At 66.3% G+C, this 20,338-nt stretch carries 19 protein-coding genes; 13 read left to right on the top strand and 6 right to left on the bottom strand.

Annotated elements, in window-relative coordinates; all coding sequences use genetic code 11:
• The first annotated feature begins 152 nt into the window (after positions 1 to 152).
• Positions 153 to 2,063, top strand: coding sequence for a molecular chaperone DnaK (gene dnaK, locus LZ586_RS07480; protein ID WP_235079185.1), 1,911 nt, complete (start codon positions 153 to 155; stop codon positions 2,061 to 2,063).
• A gap of 130 nt (positions 2,064 to 2,193) precedes the next feature.
• Entirely contained in the window at positions 2,194 to 3,306 is a 1,113-nt protein-coding gene (dnaJ, locus tag LZ586_RS07475; RefSeq protein ID WP_235079183.1) for a molecular chaperone DnaJ, read from the top strand.
• Positions 3,307 to 3,342: 36 nt separating this feature from the next.
• Here dnaJ and LZ586_RS07470 read toward each other — a convergent pair whose 3' ends face one another.
• A complete protein-coding gene (locus LZ586_RS07470; protein WP_235079181.1) occupies positions 3,343 to 3,936 on the bottom strand; it encodes a DUF308 domain-containing protein in 594 nt (197 codons plus the stop codon).
• Between the two features lie 142 nt (positions 3,937 to 4,078).
• Between LZ586_RS07470 and LZ586_RS07465 the strand changes: the two genes are divergently transcribed.
• Positions 4,079 to 4,660 carry a TetR/AcrR family transcriptional regulator gene (locus tag LZ586_RS07465; RefSeq protein ID WP_235079180.1) on the top strand — a complete coding sequence of 194 codons (582 nt, stop codon included), beginning with the start codon at positions 4,079 to 4,081 and terminating at the stop codon, positions 4,658 to 4,660.
• Positions 4,661 to 4,680: 20 nt separating this feature from the next.
• Here LZ586_RS07465 and LZ586_RS07460 read toward each other — a convergent pair whose 3' ends face one another.
• From LZ586_RS07460 to purB, 4 genes are all read right to left on the bottom strand, one after another.
• Entirely contained in the window at positions 4,681 to 5,487 is an 807-nt protein-coding gene (locus LZ586_RS07460; protein ID WP_235079178.1) for a peptidoglycan-binding domain-containing protein, read from the bottom strand.
• Positions 5,488 to 5,551: 64 nt separating this feature from the next.
• Positions 5,552 to 8,125, bottom strand: coding sequence for an HWE histidine kinase domain-containing protein (locus LZ586_RS07455; RefSeq protein WP_235079176.1), 2,574 nt, complete (start codon positions 8,123 to 8,125; stop codon positions 5,552 to 5,554).
• A 2-nt stretch (positions 8,126 to 8,127) separates the two neighbouring features.
• Entirely contained in the window at positions 8,128 to 8,685 is a 558-nt protein-coding gene (locus LZ586_RS07450; RefSeq protein WP_235079175.1) for a biliverdin-producing heme oxygenase, read from the bottom strand.
• The gene (purB, locus tag LZ586_RS07445; RefSeq protein WP_235079173.1) at positions 8,682 to 9,992 is read right to left on the bottom strand and encodes an adenylosuccinate lyase; all 1,311 of its coding nucleotides are present in this window, start codon (positions 9,990 to 9,992) and stop codon (positions 8,682 to 8,684) included. Before purB ends, LZ586_RS07450 begins: the two co-directional genes overlap by 4 nt.
• Before the next feature lie 203 nt (positions 9,993 to 10,195).
• Between purB and LZ586_RS07440 the strand changes: the two genes are divergently transcribed.
• Positions 10,196 to 10,531, top strand: a complete 336-nt coding sequence (locus tag LZ586_RS07440; protein WP_235079171.1) for a hypothetical protein — start codon at positions 10,196 to 10,198, stop codon at positions 10,529 to 10,531.
• 359 nt (positions 10,532 to 10,890) lie between these two features.
• Positions 10,891 to 11,526, top strand: a complete 636-nt coding sequence (locus LZ586_RS07435; RefSeq protein ID WP_235079170.1) for a class I SAM-dependent methyltransferase — start codon at positions 10,891 to 10,893, stop codon at positions 11,524 to 11,526.
• Between the two features lie 113 nt (positions 11,527 to 11,639).
• Here the strand turns inward: LZ586_RS07435 and radC are convergent, their stop codons facing one another.
• Positions 11,640 to 12,323 (bottom strand): RadC family protein, encoded by a 684-nt coding sequence (radC, locus tag LZ586_RS07430; RefSeq protein WP_235079169.1) that lies wholly within the window; start codon positions 12,321 to 12,323, stop codon positions 11,640 to 11,642.
• Between the two features lie 194 nt (positions 12,324 to 12,517).
• Between radC and LZ586_RS07425 the strand changes: the two genes are divergently transcribed.
• From LZ586_RS07425 to LZ586_RS07390, 8 genes are all read left to right on the top strand, one after another.
• Complete coding sequence (locus LZ586_RS07425) at positions 12,518 to 12,835, top strand: AtpZ/AtpI family protein (RefSeq protein WP_235079168.1); 318 nt, start codon at positions 12,518 to 12,520, stop codon at positions 12,833 to 12,835.
• 75 nt (positions 12,836 to 12,910) lie between these two features.
• On the top strand, positions 12,911 to 13,672 hold the full coding sequence (locus LZ586_RS07420) for a F0F1 ATP synthase subunit A (RefSeq protein WP_235079754.1): 762 nt from the start codon (positions 12,911 to 12,913) through the stop codon (positions 13,670 to 13,672).
• A gap of 46 nt (positions 13,673 to 13,718) precedes the next feature.
• Positions 13,719 to 13,946 (top strand): F0F1 ATP synthase subunit C, encoded by a 228-nt coding sequence (locus LZ586_RS07415; protein ID WP_033922931.1) that lies wholly within the window; start codon positions 13,719 to 13,721, stop codon positions 13,944 to 13,946.
• A 49-nt stretch (positions 13,947 to 13,995) separates the two neighbouring features.
• Positions 13,996 to 14,487, top strand: coding sequence for an ATPase (locus LZ586_RS07410; protein ID WP_235079167.1), 492 nt, complete (start codon positions 13,996 to 13,998; stop codon positions 14,485 to 14,487).
• Positions 14,480 to 15,145 carry a F0F1 ATP synthase subunit B gene (locus tag LZ586_RS07405; protein WP_235079166.1) on the top strand — a complete coding sequence of 222 codons (666 nt, stop codon included), beginning with the start codon at positions 14,480 to 14,482 and terminating at the stop codon, positions 15,143 to 15,145. The genes LZ586_RS07410 and LZ586_RS07405 overlap by 8 nt, the downstream gene beginning before the upstream one ends.
• Before the next feature lie 96 nt (positions 15,146 to 15,241).
• Positions 15,242 to 15,445, top strand: a complete 204-nt coding sequence (locus tag LZ586_RS07400) for a hypothetical protein (RefSeq protein ID WP_235079165.1) — start codon at positions 15,242 to 15,244, stop codon at positions 15,443 to 15,445.
• Between the two features lie 34 nt (positions 15,446 to 15,479).
• A complete protein-coding gene (uvrC, locus tag LZ586_RS07395) occupies positions 15,480 to 17,402 on the top strand; it encodes an excinuclease ABC subunit UvrC (RefSeq protein WP_235079164.1) in 1,923 nt (640 codons plus the stop codon).
• A 130-nt stretch (positions 17,403 to 17,532) separates the two neighbouring features.
• Positions 17,533 to 20,331 (top strand): DUF3857 domain-containing protein, encoded by a 2,799-nt coding sequence (locus LZ586_RS07390; RefSeq protein ID WP_235079163.1) that lies wholly within the window; start codon positions 17,533 to 17,535, stop codon positions 20,329 to 20,331.
• Positions 20,332 to 20,338: the final 7 nt, after the last annotated feature.

Raw genomic sequence — 20,338 nt, 5'->3', positions numbered from 1 at the left:
CAATTCGGGAGGGTCGTAGAATCTTGTCCGTCTTGCGGCAAGCGCGCGGCCACCTATATCCCTCGCCGGAAACGGTTCCCTGCGGCGCCTAAAAAAGGGCCGCCGAGAACCACGCGTTTATCATTTTTCAAACTGGGGGCCACTGAGGGACCATGGCTAAAGTAATCGGTATCGATCTGGGGACGACCAACAGCTGCGTTGCGGTGATGGAGGGCGGCAAGCCCAAGGTCATCGAGAATGCGGAAGGTGCACGTACCACCCCGTCGATCGTCGCCTTCGCCAAGGATGGCGAGCGTCTGATCGGCCAGCCGGCCAAGCGCCAGGCAGTGACCAACGGCGACAACACGATCTTCGCAGTGAAGCGCCTGATCGGCCGCCGCTTCGACGATCCCGTGACCAAGAAGGACACCGAACTGGTGCCCTATGCGATCGCGCGCGGCCCGAACGGCGACGCCTGGGTGAAGGCGGGCGGCGAAGAGTATAGCCCGTCGCAGATCTCGGCGTTCATCCTGCAGAAGATGAAGGAAACCGCCGAGAGCTATCTGGGCGAGACCGTCAGCCAGGCTGTCATCACGGTTCCGGCGTACTTCAACGACGCCCAGCGCCAGGCGACCAAGGACGCCGGCAAGATCGCTGGCCTGGAAGTGCTGCGCATCATCAACGAGCCGACCGCGGCTGCGCTTGCCTATGGCCTCGACAAGGACAGCAACAAGACCATCGCGGTCTATGACCTTGGCGGCGGTACCTTCGACATCTCCGTGCTGGAAATCGGCGACGGCGTGTTCGAAGTGAAGGCGACCAACGGCGACACCTTCCTGGGTGGCGAGGACTTCGACTCCAAGATCGTTCAGTATCTGGCCGACGAGTTCCGCAAGGCCGAGGGCATCGACCTCACCAAGGACAAGCTGGCGCTGCAGCGGCTGAAGGAAGCCGCCGAAAAGGCGAAGATCGAGCTTTCCTCGGCGCAGACCACCGAAGTGAACCTGCCCTTCATCACCGCCGACGCCAATGGGCCGAAGCACCTGGTGAAGTCGATCAACCGCGCCGAACTCGAGCGCCTGGTCGACGACCTGATCCAGCGCACGCTGGAGCCGTGCCGCAAGGCGCTGGCCGATGCGGGCCTGAAGGCGGACGCGATCGACGAAGTGGTGCTGGTGGGTGGCATGACCCGCATGCCCAAGGTCCGCGACATCGTGAAGAGCTTCTTCGGCAAGGAGCCGCACACCGGCGTGAACCCCGACGAAGTCGTGGCGATCGGTGCTGCGATCCAGGCGGGCGTGCTTCAGGGCGACGTCAAGGACGTGCTGCTGCTCGACGTGACTCCGCTGTCGCTCGGCATCGAGACGCTGGGTGGCGTGTTCACTCGCATGATCGACCGCAACACCACGATCCCGACCAAGAAGTCGCAGGTCTATTCGACTGCCGATGACAATCAGCAGGCAGTGACGATCCGCGTCTTCCAGGGCGAGCGTGAAATGGCGGCCGACAACAAGATGCTCGGCCAGTTCGACCTGATCGGCATTCCGCCCGCACCGCGCGGCGTGCCGCAGATCGAAGTGACCTTCGACATCGACGCCAACGGCCTGGTCAACGTGTCGGCCAAGGACAAGGGCACCGGCAAGGAGCAGCAGATCCGCATCCAGGCCTCGGGTGGCCTCAGCGACAACGACATCGAGCAGATGGTCCGCGACGCCGAGAGCTTCGCCGAAGAGGACAAGAAGCGGCGTGCTGCGGCCGAGGCCAAGAACAATGCCGAGAGCCTGGTGCACACCACCGAGCGCCAGCTTCAGGAAAATGGCGACAAGGTCGATGCTTCGCTGAAGGGCGAGATCGAGGCCGCGGTTGCCGAGACGAAGACTGCGATCGAAGGCGGCGACGCCGACGAGATGCAGGCCAAGGCACAGAACCTCGCCCAGGTGGCGATGAAGCTGGGTCAGGCGATTTACGAGAAGCAGTCGGCCGAGAATGCCTCGCCGAATGCGGGCGCGGCTGCGGGGAACGAGGCTGGCGGCGAAGAAGTCGTCGACGCCGAATTCTCCGAGGTGGACGACAACAAGGCGTAACGAAACGCCCCTCCCTCTCCCCTCCGGGGAGAGGGTCGGGGAGAGGGGGAGTGGGGTAAACGGAGTGGTTCGATCGTGATCGGACTGCCCCTCTCCCAACCCTCTCCCCGGAGGGGAGAGGGCTTTTAAGATGACCACCGAAGTCGATTATTACGAGCTGCTCGAATGCGAGCGCACCGCGGACGCGGCGACGATCAAGTCGTCCTATCGCAAGCTCGCGATGAAGTACCATCCCGACAAGAATCAGGGGTGCACCGACTCCGAGGCCAAGTTCAAGGCGATCAGCGAAGCCTATGACTGCCTGAAGGACCCGCAGAAGCGCGCGGCGTATGACCGCTTCGGCCATGCCGCGTTCAAGCAGGGCGGCGGTCCCGGCGGCGGCGCGCAGGACTTTAGCGGGTTCAGCGACATCTTCGAAAGCGTGTTCGGCGAGTTCATGGGCGGACGCGGGGGCGGCCGCACCAACCTGCGTGGTGCCGATCTGCGCTACGACATGGACATCACGCTGGAAGACGCCTTCCACGGCAAGAATACCGAGATCACCGTCGATGTCTCCGCCGTGTGCGAAACCTGCACCGGATCGGGCGCGAACCCGGGCACCCAGGCCAAGACCTGTCAGCAGTGCAACGGCCATGGCAAGGTGCGCGCGCAGCAGGGCTTCTTCATGGTCGAGCGGACCTGCCCGGTCTGCCACGGCGCCGGCCAGGTCATCGCCGATCCGTGCCGCGACTGCCGCGGCGAAGGGCGTACCGACAAGACCAAGACGCTGAGCATCAACGTGCCGCCCGGTGTCGACGAAGGCACGCGCATCCGCCTGACCGGCGAGGGCGAGGCGGGCGCACGCGGGGCGCCGGCGGGCGACCTGTACATCTTCCTGCACGTCAAGAAGCACGCGATCTTCGAGCGCGAGGGCACCACGCTGTACGCGCGCGCGCCGATCAGCTTCACCACCGCGGCGCTGGGTGGCGAGATCACCCTGCCGGGCCTCGACGGCGAACAGCATGTCGTGAAGATCCTGCCGGGCACGCAGTCGGGCCGCGAAGTGCGTCAGCGCGGAGTCGGCATGCCGGTCCTGCAGGGGCGCGGCCGTGGCGACTTGGTGGTGCAGCTGACCGTCGAGATGCCGACCAAGCTGACCGCGCGCCAGCGCGAGCTGCTGGAGGAATTCCGTGCAACCGAAACCGGCGAGGAGTGCCCGGATTCGACCGGGTTCTTCGCCAAGCTGAAGGCGGCGCTGGGCTGAGGCCCGGCGCCGCCCGCTGACTGGCGGCCGAGGAACTCAAGCGGGCGCTCGATCGCCGCCACGGCGGACGTCGGCGACCACCAGCCAGATTGCCGATACCAGGAAGTAGAAGGCACCGAACGCCGCATAGGGCGCGACGTTGACGATGCCGACCGGGGCGTTGCCGCCGGACATCTTGATGAAGAAGATGCCGGCGAGCGCCGACTGGGCGCCGCTGAGGATCATGACCCACTGCGCACCGAAGCGCCGCCAGCGCCCTATTGCGGTCGCGAGTTGGAACAGGCCTGCCAGTGCCGCCCACACGCCATATATGGCGAGAACCGCATTGAGGCTGTGGCCGAGCGCCACGCCGACCGCAGCTGCGGTCACCAGGCTGACGAGGACGTTCAGCGACTGGCTCTTGTTACGGGATAATCCGCCGCTGCGGCGTGCATCGAGGATGTTCGCGACTGCGTCCCATGCGGGATAGGCGGCGAGCAGGACGGCGGCGAGGAGCTGCGATTCTTTTGCGACCGTGAAGGCCATGGCGACCCAGATCGCTGCCACTGCGAACCGGAGGAAGTAATAGCGCTTGAGCCAGTTGGACGCTTCGGAAGCTGCGTAGCCTGTGGCCGTGGATCGTTGCATCATGTATCTCCTAAGATGCCAACCTACTAGTTGGTAGGTAGATCATTCGTCAAGGCGCTTTGGAGGGCGAGTCCGGGATTCCGCTCACGGTGCGTTGCAATGGGCGCTGCCGAGAACATATGGACCTACCGGAAGGTAGGTTCAGATGGCGGTTGTGTTGAGTGAGACTGCGGGAAAGCTCGTGGGAGAGGCTGCCCGGCTCATCATGCGCGGCGGATATAACGGGTTCAGCTATGCTGATCTCGCGGAGCGCTTCGGTATCCGCAAGGCCAGCATCCACCACCACTTTCCGTCGAAGGTAGATCTGGTGGTGAGGGTGGTCGAGCAGGGCCGCCTGGCGATCCGGGCGCAGATCGCGGCGCTCGAGCAAGGCTCACCGATCGCGATGGAGCAGCTTCTGACTTATACGGGATATTGGGAACGCTGCATAAAAGACCAGACCGCGCCGTTCTGCCTCGCCGCTGTGCTTGCCGCGGAGCTGCCCAGCCTGCCGCCGGAAATCGCGACGTCGGTACGCGGGCACTTCATCGATCTCGCGAGGTGGCTCGAGCATGTGCTCTCGCTAGGCGTAGAGCAGGGCACGATGAAGCTGGACGCGTCGCCCGCAGTGGAGGCGGAAACGTTCATGGCGGCCGTCTATGGGGCGATGCTCGTCGCGCGCGCGTTTGACGATCCCGAGCGTTTCGAGGTGATCGTGCAAGCGTTCATCCACCGCGTCCAAGCCTGACCGCCGGCACCAGCGGCGATTTACCGTCCGGTTTCGCTCCAGTGCGGCGGGTCGGATAGCAGCTTCAGCACGCCGTAACTTGCGCCGACTGCGTGGAGATCGCGGTTGGTGTTGCCCGAACGCGGCGTCGTGAGGCTGCGAAGTCTGCCGGCGTGGTCGCGGATGCGGAGCGTGCCGGCCCAGCTGATCGTCATGTCGATCGCGCGGCCCTCGATGTGCAGCGAGGTGAGCGAGGGTTCGAAGGCGATCTCGAACCGGTCGGCCATCTCCTGCGCCGCCGCGCGCGACCGGGCCGGCGTTGCGTGCTGCCAGGCGATCGGCACGCCCAGGATCGACGGTGCGTCGTCGGGCTGGAGCGTGCCCCTGGCGATCCGCCAGCTATGCGACATGAGTTGTGCCCGGCGAAGATCGCGGCGGGTGGACGCAATGTCGACGCTGGCGCCGGCACCCTCCAATGCATCGAGGAACGCCGTGACCTTTTTGCGGAACGCGGGGGCGAGGTCGTCCAAGCGCGCGCTGTTCGGGTATCGGCCCTGGTTCGCCTGCCACCATGCGGCGCCGCTCAGCAGTGCCGAGGGCGGCGTCCAGCTCGACAGGGCGTTCCAGGTGAGGCCGCCTGGATCGATGCGTCCGTCCGGCCTGGAGCTTTGCTGGACGCGCGTCTGAAAGGCAGTGATCGCCGCGAGCGTGCGCGCGCCGGCATCGCCATCGGCCTGCAGGGTCGGCTCGCCCTGCACCTTGAGCCAGCGGTTCAACAGATGCTGGACGACCAGCACGTCGGCCAGTTCGTTGATGCCGCTCCTGCCTACCGTTGCGCCGATCGCCATGCCCGCCTCCGTGGATGATCCGCACCTTTGCTTAGGCCGGCAAATCCACAGTGCAAGCGGCTGCTCAGCCCTCCGGACGCAGCGCCCGCGCGATGCCGCCGCCGAGGCTGACGATCGTATAGGGCTTCTGGATGACGGTCGCGCCCTCATGCTCCTCGGGCAGGCGGAGCTGCTCGCCATAGCCGGTCGCGAAGATGTAGGGCGTGCCGCGGTCCCGCAGCGACTGGGCGACGGGCAGGCTGGTCTCGGAGCCGAGATTGACGTCGAGTACCGCCAGCTCGAATTGCTCGGCGGCAAGCTCGCGCTGCGCCTGGGCGATGGTGGCGGCGGTGACCACGCGTGTCGCCCCGAGGCGAGTCAGGATGTCCTCGGCATCCATGGCGATGATCAGGCTGTCCTCGACCAGCAGGACCACGCCCGAGAGCGGCTTCACCACCGGCGCGGCCTCGCCCGGCGCCAGCGTCACTGCCGCCGGCGCGGCCGGCGCGGCCCGCCCGGGCTCTTCGCGGCTGATGTGGCGGGCGGGTACGCAGAAATCCGCCTCCAGCCCGGTCAGCGCGTAGCGAACCGTAGCAGTGCCGCCCAGATCATAGGGGATCGAGCGCTGGATGATGGTGGTGCCGAAGCCTTGGCGCTTGGGCGCCTGCACCGGCGGACCTCCACGCTCGCGCCAGCGGATGTGCAGGTCGCCCTCTTCGTTGATCTGCCAAGTCACGTCGACCGTGCCGCTATCCGACAGCGCGCCATATTTGGCGGAGTTGGTCATCAGCTCGTGGAAGACCAGCGCCATGGTGGAGAAGGCGTTGGGGGCGAGCAGCACCGCCGGACCGTTGCACGACAGACGTTGGCTCTTGCTGGCGAGATAGGCCGCGGCCTCGGTCTCGATCAGCCGGCCGAGCGGGGCGGCGCTCCAATTGTCCTGGGTGATCTGGTCGTGCGCGCGCGCCAGGCTCTCGATGCGGCCCTCCAGCAACGCGATCGTGTTGCGGGTGTCGGCCTCCGGATCGAGCGACTGGCGGACGAGCCCGCGGATCAGGCTCAGGATGTTGCGGACGCGGTGGTTGAGTTCCGCGATCAGCAGTTCCTGGCGTTCGGAGAAGCGGCGGCGCTCTTCCTGCGCGTCGTCGGACAGGCGCAGCACCACTTCGATCAGCGAGGCGCGCAGCATCTCGGCGATGCGGATTTCCACCGGCGTGAACGGATCGGAGCGACCGCGCACCTCCTGGCTCCACAGCTCGAAGCTTTTGCGCGGCGTGAGGCGGGCACCGTTGGGGCCGAGTTGAGCCGGCTTGTGCGGATCACCCGCCCATTTAACCGTGCGCAGCTTTTCCTGGCGGAACAGCATCACGTAATCGCGCGGCGAACGCGAGATCGGGATGCTGAGCATGCCCGCGGCGACATCCTGATAGTCGGCCGCGGCGGGCAGGGTCCCGACGAGATGGTCGGTCGCGAAGATCCGGCCCGCGGCCATCGCGTTCAGGCGCCGCACCAGCGCGGGAAATGCCTCGGGGGGCGGAGTCAGGCCGGTGTGCGAGCACTTGCCGTTGATCCAGATGGCGATGCCGTCGCACGGCACCGTTTCGCGCAGCATCGCCGCGAGCCAGTCCGGATTGTCGAGCAGCGTCGCGTCGCCGGCCACCGCGGCGAGCAGGCGATCGCTGCTGGCGCGGGCCGCGGTCTCGAACTTGGACAGGTCGCGGCGCTCGCGGCTTTCCAGCTTCAGTGCGAACATCTGGCCGAACAGCTCGGCGATCGAGCGCCGTTCGAAGCTGGGGCGGCGGTGGTTGTAATGATGGCAGGCGAACAGGCCCCAGAGCTTGCCCTCGACGATGATCGAGATCGACAGCGAGGCGCCGACGCCCATGTTCTTGAGATATTCGATGTGGATCGGCGATACCGAGCGCAGGACCGAGAGCGAGAGGTCGATCGGCGCGCCGGTCTCATCAAGGCGCGGGAGGATCGGCACCGGCTCCGCGTTGACGTTGGCGATGATCCGGAAGGGCGTGCGGATGTAGAGCTGGCGCGCCTGTTTGGGGATGTCGGTCGCGGGATAGCGCAGGTCGAGGAAGTTGCCGATCCCGGCGCGGGCGGCTTCCGCGACTACGACGCCCGAACCGTCGGTGTCGAAGCGGTAGACCATGACGCGGTCGAAGCCGGTCAGCGCGCGGACCTGGCGTGCACCTTCGCGGTAGAAGGCGGTCTCGTCGGGAGTCTCGTCGAGGCGGCCCATCATCGCGCGAATTGCCGAGCCGGCATCGGTGCTCGTTTCCTCCAGCGTCGCCTCGCCCTCGATGACGACCGTGTCGGAGGTCATGTGCAGCGCGAAGTCGAAGCGGCGCCCATCGGCCAGCCTGATCCCGAACAGCCGCTCCACCGCATCGGGCCCGCGCAGCATCGCGAGGCGGTTGCGGATGGTGTGGACGGCATGCTCGCCGAACAGGGCGATCGCCGACGTGCCGAGCATATCCTCGGCGCTTATCCCGAAGAACTGGTCGATGTTCGCGGACGCGCGGCGCACCATCCAGTCGGTGGACAGCGCCAGCAGGAAGCCGAACGGCTGGATCGCACCGAGTTCGTGGATCGGTTCACGGTCGCAATTGGTAAGATCGACCTCGAATCCGGGTTTCTGGTCCGCCACTCTCAGTCCTTGATCTTCGTCCGACGCAAAGCGGAACGCTCAAAGGCTGCAAAAGCTTGGTGCGCGGCAGCGAGGGCGGACTGCAATCCTGCAGGCTCGTATAGTATCGCGTCGAGACGATCCAGCAAATTGCGCCAGTTCTCAGCCGGTTGATCTGGAGCAAGATAGGCGCGGGGGAAGTCGGCGGGCAATTGGCGCGCCAGGAACTTGCCGCCGAGCCGCGACCCTTCGAGCACATAGAGCGCGCCCGCAACCTCTTCGAGCGTGTTCAGCCGCCATGCCGGCGTGTCGGATGGCCCGGCATCGGGGCTTGCATCGCGCAGGAACGCCAGGTCCTCGGCGATCAGCGTGGCCCGCTTGCGCAACGGCCAGTCGGGCGTGACCCGTTCTGCGCCGGCGGCGTCCAGTGCCGCCTCGAGCGGCAGCAGCACTTCGGCATGCGCGTGCAGGAAGGCGGCGTACTGGGCACGATCGGTTAGGTCGAACCCGGCGAACGCCGCATCCACGCGCTCATGCGCCTCACGGGTGCCGTCACGCAGGGCCTTGTGGGTTGGGTTCACCCGAACACACGCGCGAAGATCGTATCGATCTGCGCGAAGTGGTAGCCCAGGTCGAACTTGTCCTCGAGTTCCTCCACCGACAGCGCGGCGGTCACTTCGGGATCGGCCTTGAGCAGTTCGAGCAGCGAGAGTTCGCCGTCGGACTCCCAGACCTTCATCGCATTGCGCTGGACGAGGCGGTAGCTGTCCTCGCGGCTGACGCCGGCCTGGGTGAGCGCGAGCAAGACGCGCTGCGAGTGGACGAGGCCGCCCATGCGATCGAGATTCTTCTGCATGCGCACCGGATAGACGAGCAACTTGTCCATCACGCCGTTGAGGCGGGTGAGGGCGAAGTCGAGCGTGATCGTCGCGTCGGGGCCGATATAGCGCTCGACGGAGGAGTGGCTGATGTCGCGCTCATGCCACAGAGCGACATTCTCCATCGCCGGGATAGTCGCGCTGCGGACCATGCGGGCAAGGCCGGTGAGGTTCTCGGTCAGCACCGGATTGCGCTTGTGCGGCATCGCGCTGCTGCCCTTCTGGCCGGGCGAGAAATATTCCTCGGCCTCGAGCACTTCGGTGCGCTGCAAGTGGCGTACTTCGACCGCGAGGCGCTCGACCGAGCTGGCGATCACGCCGAGCGTGGCGAAGAACATCGCGTGGCGATCGCGCGGGATCACCTGGGTGGAAACCGGCTCGATCGAAAGGCCGAGCTTTTCGGCGACATGCGCTTCGACGCGCGGATCGATATTGGCGAAGGTGCCGACCGCGCCCGAGATGGCGCAGGTGGCGATGTCCGCGCGGGCGGCGACCAGGCGTTCGCGGTTGCGCTTGAACTCGGCATAGGCCTCGGCAAGCTTGAGGCCGAAGGTCACCGGCTCGGCATGGATGCCGTGGCTGCGGCCGATCGTCGGGGTGAGCTTGTGCTCGAAGGCGCGGCGCTTGAGGGTTTCGAGCAGCTGGTCGAGATCGGCGAGAAGGATGTCGCTGGCGCGGGCGAGCTGGACCGAGAGGCAAGTGTCGAGCACGTCCGAGCTGGTCATGCCCTGATGCATGAAGCGGGCTTCGTCGCCGACCTGTTCGGCGACCCAGGTGAGGAAGGCGATCACGTCGTGCTTGGTGACGGCCTCGATCGCGTCGATCGCGGCGACGTCGATGGTCGGCTTGGTCGCCCACCAGTCCCACAGCGCCTTGGCTGCGGACTTGGGCACCACGCCCAGCTCGCCCAGCGCTTCGGTCGCGTGCGCCTCGATCTCGAACCAGATGGCAAAGCGTGCTTCGGGGGACCAGATCGCCGTCATCTCGGCGCGGGCATAACGGGGGACCATGGTGTTCCTCTTGGACTCGAAGCCGCGCGGTGCCGCGCAGGCAGATAGGATGCGCCGCCATCTAGCAGCGGGGGCGGGGCGCCGCAAATGGACCCGCGCCGGAACCTGCGCGGACGTAGAGCATTCGGTTTCCAGAAGGTTTCTGCTGCGGCCGCGGTTCTTGCCGGCGGGGCGCGAGACGAAGCCGACGAGGAGATCGGATCATGCTCAAGGCATTGATGATAACCGGCTGCCTGATGTTCGCTGCGCCGGGTGTGGCGCAGGACGCGCCGCGACCCGGTACGACGAACCCCGAAACGCAGCCGCAGGCCGGCCCGCAGGCACCCCAACCCCCGGCCGACCCGGCGGCGGCGACCGACGATGCGCCGCCCGGCGATCCCGCCGAAGCGGCACGAGTGCCGGGGCCCGCTCCCACGCCGACCCCTGCCACCCAGGCGGCGCAGCCTACCCCCGGACCTTCGCCGACCGCGACGCCGGATCCGCATCACGGGCACAAGCAGCCGGATCGAGAGAAGGCGCGGAATCGCCCTAACGGGTGAGGGTGTTCAGGCTCGCCGATCAGCGGCCTGCAGCTGTTCCCCGGCGAAGGCCGGGGCCCAGCCGCAATATGGTATCGAGGGCGGGCTGCCGCTTCAGAGTTCGTCGAATCTGAGCCCCGGCCTTCGCCGTGGAATGGTGGGAGCGGCCTTTCCCTCCTGCGGTGAGGTCTTGCGCTGTGGGCCCATAACGACCGCGTTTGGTGTAAGGGCTGGACGGCCACCTATGGGTGGTTTGCCGACCGTCAGCTTTTAGGCGTGAGCAGGCAAAAGCTGCCCTCCGGCAAGCGATCGGCGATGAGATTGGTGTCGGCAGCTTGCGGAGCCGCTAGTAGCCGCGGATCTGTCGGTGAGGTTGCAGCGTGACGATCGACCATTCCGCTGGCTGGGATGCAGTAGCTCACCAGTTCATGGCTCTCCGATCAGAGTTCGGCTCAGCGTTGGTCGGATCGTGGGCGACTAACTATCTGCGTTCATCGGCCGCGATTTTAGACATAGGCTGCGGGTCCGGCGTGCCAATCGCCCAGACACTCGTGCGCAAGGGCTTTACCGTGTGGGGAATGGATGCGTCGCCCTCTCTACTGTCGGCTTTTCGTCGGCATTTTCCAGACATGCCTGCCGCCTGTGAAGCAGCCCAAACCAGTAACTTCTTTGGCCGGACCTTCGCCGGCGCCGTGTCCATCGGATTTGTTTTCCTGCTGAACGCCGAGGACCAGCGGAAGCTCTTTCACAGGGTGGCAAGTGCGCTAGAACCGGGCGGACGTTTCCTGTTCAGCGCCCCTCGCGAGGTGTGCACGTGGAGCGATACGCTGACCGGCCGCACATCGATCTCCTTAGGAGCAGCCGTCTATGCCGCGCATCTCGCACGAGCCGGTATGCGCTTGGTGAACTGCCAGTCTGATGAGGGTGGGAACAACTACTACGACGTGGTCAAAGCCCTGTGTTCGCCTCCTGAAGAACGCTCAATCGAATTGCCGGAAGCAGCCATTGAGCCCTGAAGAACGCGACTGGCTCGCAATGTGGAATGGCCGGTTTCGTGATCCCCGTAGCACGCCTAAACGACCGAAATTGGGGCGCTTTCCGACAAGCCGCTCTTTTATAACTCTACGGCCTAGATCAGCCCCTTCGCCCTGAGACTCGTATGCCCTTCGGTGCCGATGATGACGTGGTCGTGGACGGTGATGTTGAGCCGCTTGCCGGCTTCGGCCACTGCTCGGGTGATCTCGATGTCCGCGCGCGAGGGTGAGGGGTCGCCTGAGGGGTGGTTGTGGACCAGGATGATCGCCGCGGAGCCCAGGTCGATTGCGCGGCGGATCACTTCGCGGACATAGACCGGGGCCTCGTCCACCGAGCCTTCGTTCATCAGCTCGTCGCGGATCAGCATGTTCTTGGAATTGAGGTGCAGGACCCGCACCCGCTCGATGACATGGTGCGCCATGTCGGCGCGGAGATAGTCGAGCAGCGCCTGCCAGTTGGCGAGCACCGGCCGCGCGGCGACCTGGCTGCGCAGCAGGCGGAGCGCGGCGGCATGGGCGGCCTTCAGCGCGGCGGCGCTGGTCTCGCCCATGCCGGGCACCCGCGCCAGCGCCTCGGCATCGGCGGTGAGCAAGCCGGCGATGCCGCCGAATTCGTGCAGCAGCGCCTTGGCCAGCGGCTTGGTGTCGCGGCGGGGGATCGCCAGGGCGAGCAGATATTCGATCAGTTCATGGTCGAGCAGGGCGTCGGGCCCGCCTTCGAACAAACGCTGTCGCAGCCGCGCGCGATGACCGCTATTGTCGGAGGGCTCTCCAGGCATGCCCGCGACTATACCCGGGAAAATCCTTTCGTCATGCCGTGACTTGCACGCCGCCCACGCCGATGAACGGAGCCTTACCGAATTGTTGCAAAGGTTGACTCGCCCGGCGGCCCTTCCTAAAGCGCCGGTGCCTGGCGGGTTCGCCCTCGGCACATCGCGGCTGGCCACCTTCTAAACGGGTAAGGAGAGGCGGGATGGCAGAGGAAGAGCCCGGGCTGAAACCCCTTCAGGAGGATGCACGCATCACGTCGCTCGACGAGCGGCTGAGGCGGGCAAAATTGGAAGAGGCGGTCAGGAACGGCGCACCGACGGGCGAGGCTGATGCCAATTATCGCCTGGGCAATCGGGTGCTGGCCGAACTGATCGGCGGCATGATCGGCGGGGCAGTGATCGGCTATACGCTCGATTGGCTGCTCGGCACGTCACCCTGGCTCCTGTTGACGCTCCTTTTCCTCGGAATTGCGAGTGCTTTCAGGAACATCATACGGATTTCGAACCAGCGCTCGAAGTGAAAACCTTCGGGCGCTTTGGCTAATTGGACCTGAGGGTAAACGAACGTGGCGGCAGGCGGCGGCAAGATCGATCCAATGCACCAGTTCGAGGTGCAGACCATCTGGGACGGCTTCAACCTGGCCGGCCACCAGATCGCGTTCACCAACTCGGCCTTGTGGATGTGCGTCGCGGCCGTGGCGCTGTGGGTGTTCATGCTGGGCGGCCTGAAGCGCGCGATCGTGCCGGGACGCTGGCAGATGATGGTCGAGACCTTCACCAACTTCATCGACAACCTTCTGAAGGCGAACATCGGCAAGGAAGGGCGCAAGTTCACGCCCTACGTGTTCTCGCTGTTCATGTTCATCCTGTTCGCCAACGTGCTCGGCCTGCTGCCGTTCGGCATCGTCGGCGTGCACCCCTTTACGGTCACCAGCCACTTCACCGTCACCGGCGTGCTGGCGATCCTGAGCTTCGCGATCGTGCTGGTCGTCGGCTTCGCCAAGCATGGCTTCCGCTTCTTCTCGCTGTTCGCGCCGAAGGGCACGCCGATCCCGGTGCTGCTGCTCGTGGCCCCGATCGAGTTCGTCTCGTTCATGGTGCGCCCGTTCAGCCTGGCGCTGCGGCTTTTCGTGGCGATGACCGCGGGGCACATCCTGCTCAAGGTGCTGGCCGGCTTCATCATCAACGCGGGTAACACCAGCGCGGGCCTGGGCATCCTGGTCGGCGTGCCGAGCTTCGCGCTGATGGCCGGTGTGTCGGCACTCGAAATGCTGGTGGCGGGCGTGCAGGCCTATGTCTTCGCGCTGCTGACTTCGCTCTACATCAACGATGCCGTGCACCTGCACGACCATCATTGATCCGCTTTTCCTGACCAACTTCGAACTTTTCTAGGGAGTATCTCAAATGGACGCAGACTCGATCAAGCTCCTCGGCGCCGGCCTTGCAGCAATCGGCGCCGGCCTGGCCGCGCTGGGCGTGGGCAACGTCTTCTCGGCTTACCTGCAGGGCGCGCTGCGCAACCCGGGTGCCGCTGCCAGCCAGCAGGGCAACATGTTCATCGGCTTCGCGGCCGCCGAGCTTCTCGGCCTGCTCGCATTCGTCGTTGCAGTGCTGCTGATCTTCGTCGCCTAACGGTTCCGGGCCGGCCCATGTGCCGGCCCGTTTTCGGCATGGGATTGCAATGCCTCAGATAGAACAGATCGCCGATACCTACGCGTCCCAGATCTTCTGGACGCTGCTGGCGTTCGGCTTCGTCTTCTTCGTGGTCGGCCTGGGCATGCTGCCCCGGGTGCTGTCCACCGTCGATCTGCGCGACCAGACCGTGACGAGCGACCTGGCGGCGGCGGATGCTGCCCGCACGGCTGCCGACACGGCGGAGGAGCAGTGGCGGACGCGTGAGAATGCAGCGCGCGAAGCGGCGACCTCGCGGGTTGCCGAAGCGCGGGCGCAGGGTGCTGCGGCTGCGGAAGCGCGGCTCAAGGCTGCCGGTGCCACCCAGGAAGCGGCGATCGCCGCGGCCGAGGCTCGCATCGCCAGCGCGACCGTCGCAGCGACCGCGGAGATCGAGGCAGTGGCGGCCGACGCCGCGCGCGACATCGTCGCACGCCTGTCGGGCGCCGAGGTTTCGGCTGTGGAAGCCGAGAATGCAGTGAAGGCGGTGCTCCATGGCTGAGGCACAGGCACAGGCACAGGCACAGGCACAGGACGCCGGCGTGGCGGTCGACAACAATCTGACCGCCGCGCGTCACGGCGAGGGCATGGCCCTGCGTGACACCGGCGAGCACGCGCTGTCGACCGAAGAGGGCGGCATCGGCCCGACGGGCACGCATCATCCCGATCCTTCGGTGTTCGGGCTGGACGCCACCGTCTGGGTTTCGATCGCGATGGCGGTTTTCCTGGCCGTGCTGGTGTTCAAGCGCGTGCCGGCGGCGATCACCCGCGGACTGGACAACCAGATCGCGGCGATCCGCTCGCGGCTGGACGAAGCCAAGCAGCTTCGCGCCGAGGCCGAGGCGCTGCGCGACGAATATGCGCGCAAGATCGCGTCGATCGAAACCGAGGCGCAGGCGATGATCGCCCATGCCGAGGAAGAAGCAAAGGGCGTGCTTGCCAAGGCCGAGGCCGACGCGACCGAGCTGACGGTCCGTCGCGCCAAGATGGCCGAGGACAAGATCGCCGCGGCCGAACGCGCCGCCGTGGACGCGATCCGCGCCAAGGCAGCCGACGCGGCGACTCAGGCGGCTGCCGCGATCATCGCGCAGAAGCACGATGCCGCTGCCGACCGCTCGCTGGTCGACCACACGATCTCGGGGCTTGGCCGGCTCAACTGAGTTCGACCGCCTCGCAAGGTTCAGATGCCGCTCTCGGGGATGCCTGGGAGCGGCATTTTTCATGACGGCGAGGCGAAGCGCGGCTAAGGCTGTCGCATGGCACCGAACCCCCGCTATCGTTGGCTCCAGATCGCCGGCATCGTCACGCTCGTGCTGGCAGCGGCGGTGCTCGTCCTGGCACTGCGCCACCACGCGCAGGAGAAGCGCGAACGCGAGGATGTCGGCCTGCGCGCGCAGGAGATGATGAACCAGATCGAGGCCGAGGCGGCGCGGATGGAAAACGCCGCGGCGCAGAAGTAGCGCGACGGCGCACGACTCCCTAGATCGGCTGGTAATGTCCGACCCCAATTCCCCCAATCGATTCAACGAGGAGACCGCGACCTACACGGTCCGCGGCGCGGAAACGCCGGACCTGGAGGCGGGCGTCGCGGCGATCCGCAACGTGCTGGCGACGCTGCCGGTGCGCCCGGGCGTGTATCGCATGCAGGATGCGCGCGGCGACGTGCTGTATGTCGGCAAGGCGCGCGCGCTGAAGAACCGCGTCACCAACTATACCCAGGTCACTCGCCTGTCGAAGCGGTTGCAGCGCATGGTCGCGCAGACGCGGTCGATGACGATCGTCACCACCAACAACGAAGCCGAGGCGCTGCTGCTCGAGGCGCAGCTGATCAAGCGCTATCGGCCACCCTACAACGTGCTGCTGCGCGACGATAAGTCGTTCCCGTTCATCCTGCTGCGGCAGGATCACGATTTCGCCCGGGTCCAGCTCCATCGCGGCGCGCGGCGCTACAAGGGCGACTATTTCGGCCCGTTCGCCGGGGCGGGGCAGGTGCGCCAGACGCTCAACGCGTTGCAGAAGCTGTTCCTGTTGCGGTCGTGCACCGACGGCTTCTTCTCGACGCGCGACCGGCCGTGTCTGCTGTACCAGATCCGCCGCTGCTCGGCACCGTGCGTGGGGCGGATCGACACCGAAGGCTATGCCGACCTGGTGTCGGATGCGCGCAACTTCCTCCAGGGCAAAAAGACCCAGGTCCAGGCCAAGCTGGGCGAGCAGATGGAAGCGGCTGCGGCGAACCTGGACTTCGAGCTGGCGGCGATCCTGCGCGACCGGCTGAAGGCGCTGACCTTCATCCAGGGTAGCCAGGCGATCAACGCCGAAGGTGTCGGCGACGTCGACATCTTCGCGCTTGCCTGCAAGTCCGGCGTGATGGGAGTCCAAGCCTTCTTCATCCGCGGCGGGCAGAATTGGGGGCATCGCAGCTTCTTCCCGGCGCACACCAACGAAGTGCCCGAAGACGAAGTGCTGACGCAGTTCCTGATGCAATTCTACGAGGAAGTGCCGCCGCCCAAGACGATCTTCGTCGACCGCAATCTGGAGGAGGCGAGGCTGCTCTCCGAGGCGCTGGCCGAGCGTTCGGGGCACAAGGTGGCGATCGGGGTGCCGCAGCGCGGACCGCGCCGGCGGCTGCTGGAACAGGCGCAGCGCAACGCCGTGGAGGCGCTCGACCGGCGGCTGGCGGAGAGCACCACCCAGGCCAAGCTGCTGGCCGAGGTCGCCGACCTGTTCGAGCTGCCCGAGCCGCCGAACCGCATCGAGGTTTACGACAACAGCCACATCCAGGGCACCAACGCGCTGGGGGCGATGGTGGTCGCGGGACCCGAAGGCTTCCGCAAAAACCAGTACCGCAAGTTCAACATCAAGCGCCCCGAGACGATCGCAGGCGACGATTACGGCATGATGCGCGAGGTGTTCGGCCGCCGCTTCGCCCGCGCGCAGGCCGAGGATCCGGACCGGACGCAGGGCGACTGGCCGGACCTGGTGCTGATCGACGGCGGGCGCGGGCAGCTGAACGCAGTCAAGGGCGTGCTGGAGGATCTGGGCATCGAGGATGTCTGCCTGGTCGGCGTCGCCAAGGGGCCGCATCACGGCCGCGACGGGCGCGAGGTGTTCCACCTGATGGACGGGCGCGAGCTGACGCTGCCCGTCAATTCGCCAGTGCTGTTCTATCTCCAGCGGCTGCGCGACGAAGTCCACCGCTTCGCGATCGGCGCCCATCGCGACAAGCGCGCCAAGGCGATCGGCGCGTCGCCGCTGGACGAGGTTCCGGGCATCGGCCCGGCGCGCAAAAAGGCGCTGCTGATGCACTTCGGCACCGGGCGGGCAGTGCGCAACGCCAGCTTGGAGGATTTGAAGAAAGCCCCCGGGGTTTCCGCCGCTGTCGCGCAACAGGTCTACGACTTCTACCACGCCCGGTAGAATAGAGCGGACGGCGCGAGACGAGCCGAAGCTCGCGTGGCGGCATCTGCATGGTTCCTGCACGATAACTTCGCTTGTGCGCCGGTTGCGAGCCGCTACTTTCCTTACCCAATACCGGGGGGAAAGACTGATGTGGCGTGGTGGCGTTTCGCTGATTCCATTTCTATGCGCGGCGGGGGCGGCGCATGCCGGTGACAAGCCGCTCTACCAGGCGGCTCCCGCCTGGGTATCGGCTGCGCCCGAGCCCGATGTAGCGAAGCTGACCGACGCGGATCCGGCGATCATCATCCTGGACCAGCAGCAGCGTGTTTCGGATGGCCAGCTCTGGTCCTATACCGACCAGGCAGTCCGCGCCGTGTCGGCGCAGATGCTGAGCGACGTGGGCCAGATCAAGTTGCCCTGGCAGCCCGACGCCGGCGACCTGATCATCCACCGCGCCCAGATTCTTCGCGGCCGGGAGGTCATCGACCTGGTGGCAGGCAAGCAGCCTTTCCAGGTGTTGCGCCGTGAGGAGCAGATGGAGCAGCGCCAGCTCAACGGGTTGCTGACGGCGACGCTCCAGGCGGAGGGGCTTCGCGTGGGCGACGTCCTGCGCATATCCTTTTCCACCACCAGCCGCGACAAGGCGCTGCAGGGCAATGTCCAGGCGGCACAGGGACTCCTCACCGATCCTGCCCGTGCCAAGTTCGCGCGGGCGCGTCTTAGCTGGCCGGTGGGCACGGCGCTTGGCTGGCGCACCTATGTCGACGGGCTGAAGCCCCAGGTGGTCGCCAAGGGTGGATTCAACGAAATCGAGATCCCGCTGCCGCTCGCGAAGCTGCCCGAGCTGCCGGCGGACGCGCCGGTCCGCTATCGCAAGCTGCCGATCCTCGAGGCATCGAGCTTCGCCGATTGGGCATCGATCTCGCGGGTAATGGCACCGCTCTACAAGACCGACGGGCTGATCGCACCGGGAAGCCCGCTTGCCGCCGAAGTGGCCAAGATCGCTGCGAAATCCACGGACCCGCGCGTCCGCGCGGCGGCGGCGTTGCGCCTGGTGCAGGACGAGGTCCGCTATCTGTTCAATGGCATGGACGGCGGCAACTATGTCCCGCAGACGCCGGCGCAGACCTGGTCGCTCCGCTATGGCGACTGCAAGGCCAAGACCCTGCTCCTGCTCGCCATGCTGCGTGCGCTGAACATCGATGCCGAGGCCGTCGCCGCCAGCATGGAACTGGGGGACCAGGTGCCGGTCAGGTTGCCGAGCCCGGGCGCGTTCGATCATGTGCTCGTGAGCGCGACCGTGGGCGGCAAGCTACTCTGGCTGGACGGCACCGGATCGGGCACCCGGCTGGCCGATCTCGACGATGCTCCGGCATTTCGCCACGTGCTGCCGCTTCGGGCGGAGGGGGCGGAGCTGACGCCACTCGAAACGCGGGCGCCGGCCCGGCCATTGGTGGAAGTCGACCTGAACTATGATCAGCGTGCGGGCTTGCGGCTGCCGGCGCCGTTCACCGTAAAGCTGCGCATGCGCGGCGCGGCGGCTGGCATGACTCAGGCGGCTTCGAGCCAGATGACCAAGGAGCAGCGCAACGAGGGCGCGCAACGCACCGCGACACGCCTGGTCGGGGATGGTGCGATCATCTTCGACAGCAGCATCGACTATGACCCGGAAACCGCCACGGGGACGATCCGTGCGACCGGGATCGCGACCAGCCCATGGAATGTCGAGAACGGCCGCTACCGGTTGCTGCTGGACAAGACGATCTCCGAGATCACCTTCGCGCCCGATCGCGTGCGGCCCGCGTGGAAGGACATCCCGGTCGCCGCAGGTGCCCCCGCGACGATCGTCTATCGAACCAGCGTGCAATTGCCCGCGGGAGGCGAGGGCTTCGTCCTGGAGGGCGACCAGAGCCTCCCGCCGACACTTGCCGGGGCGCGCATCTCCCGCACCACCGCGCTTGCCGGTGGCAACTTGCGGGTCGAGGACCGCGTCGAGAATCTTGGGCTGGAAATCGCGCCGAAGGACATCCCTGCGACCCGCAGCCAGGTGTCGCTTGCCAAGAATCGGTTGCTGAAGGCGATCGCGCCGGCCAGCTACCCTTCCGGCTGGCGGCAGGTGGAGGACGCGCGGCGCAGCGGCGCCCTGCAGCCGATCCTCGCTGCCTATGGCAGGGCCATCGCCCAGCAGCCGGACGAGGCACTGGGCTATGAGAATCGGGCGAACTTCAACCTGAGCGTCTGGGATTGGAAGGCCGCCAAGGCGGATCTCGACAAGGCGATCGCCTTGGCACCGACCGCCGACCTGTATCTCAGCCGGGCGAGCGTGTTCCAGCAGATCCGGAACGACGCCGCCGCGCTGAAGGATGCGGAACAGGCGCTTGCGCTCGACCCTGGTTCGATCGGCGCGGTGAACACCGTGGCGACGCTGCGCTTTCGTAAAGGGGAGCAGGATGACGCGCTGTCGATGATCGCGGAACGGATCGACGCGGGAGGCGACGAAAAGGCGTCCTATGTCACGCTGCAGGCCGACCTTCTGGCGGAGGCAAAACGGTCCGACGAGGCAGTCGCGGCGCTGGACGGGGTGGTGAAGGCCAATCCGGGTAAGGCGGACCTGCTGAACAGCCGCTGTTGGGTCAAGGGTACGCTGAACGTCGCGCTGGACACCGCGCTCAAGGACTGCACCCGCGCGATTGAAATGGCCGAGCAGCCGGCTGCGATCTACGACAGCCGGGCGCTGGTCTATTACCGTCTCGGGCGGATGGACGATGCACTTACCGACCTCAACGCCGCGCTCGATGTCGCGCCGGATATGAGTGCCAGCCTCTTCCTGCGCGGTATCATCCTGAAGAAGAAGGGCGACAAGGCCGCCGAACAGGATCTTGCCGCGGCGCGGCTGATGTGGCCGCGTATCGACGAGCAATATGCCCGCTACGGCGTCGTGCCCTGAGCGGCGA

The sequence above is a fragment of the Sphingomonas sp. S2-65 genome (genome assembly GCF_021513175.1).
Classification (GTDB): domain Bacteria; phylum Pseudomonadota; class Alphaproteobacteria; order Sphingomonadales; family Sphingomonadaceae; genus Sphingomonas.
This window is presented reverse-complemented; position numbering and strand designations above follow the sequence as displayed.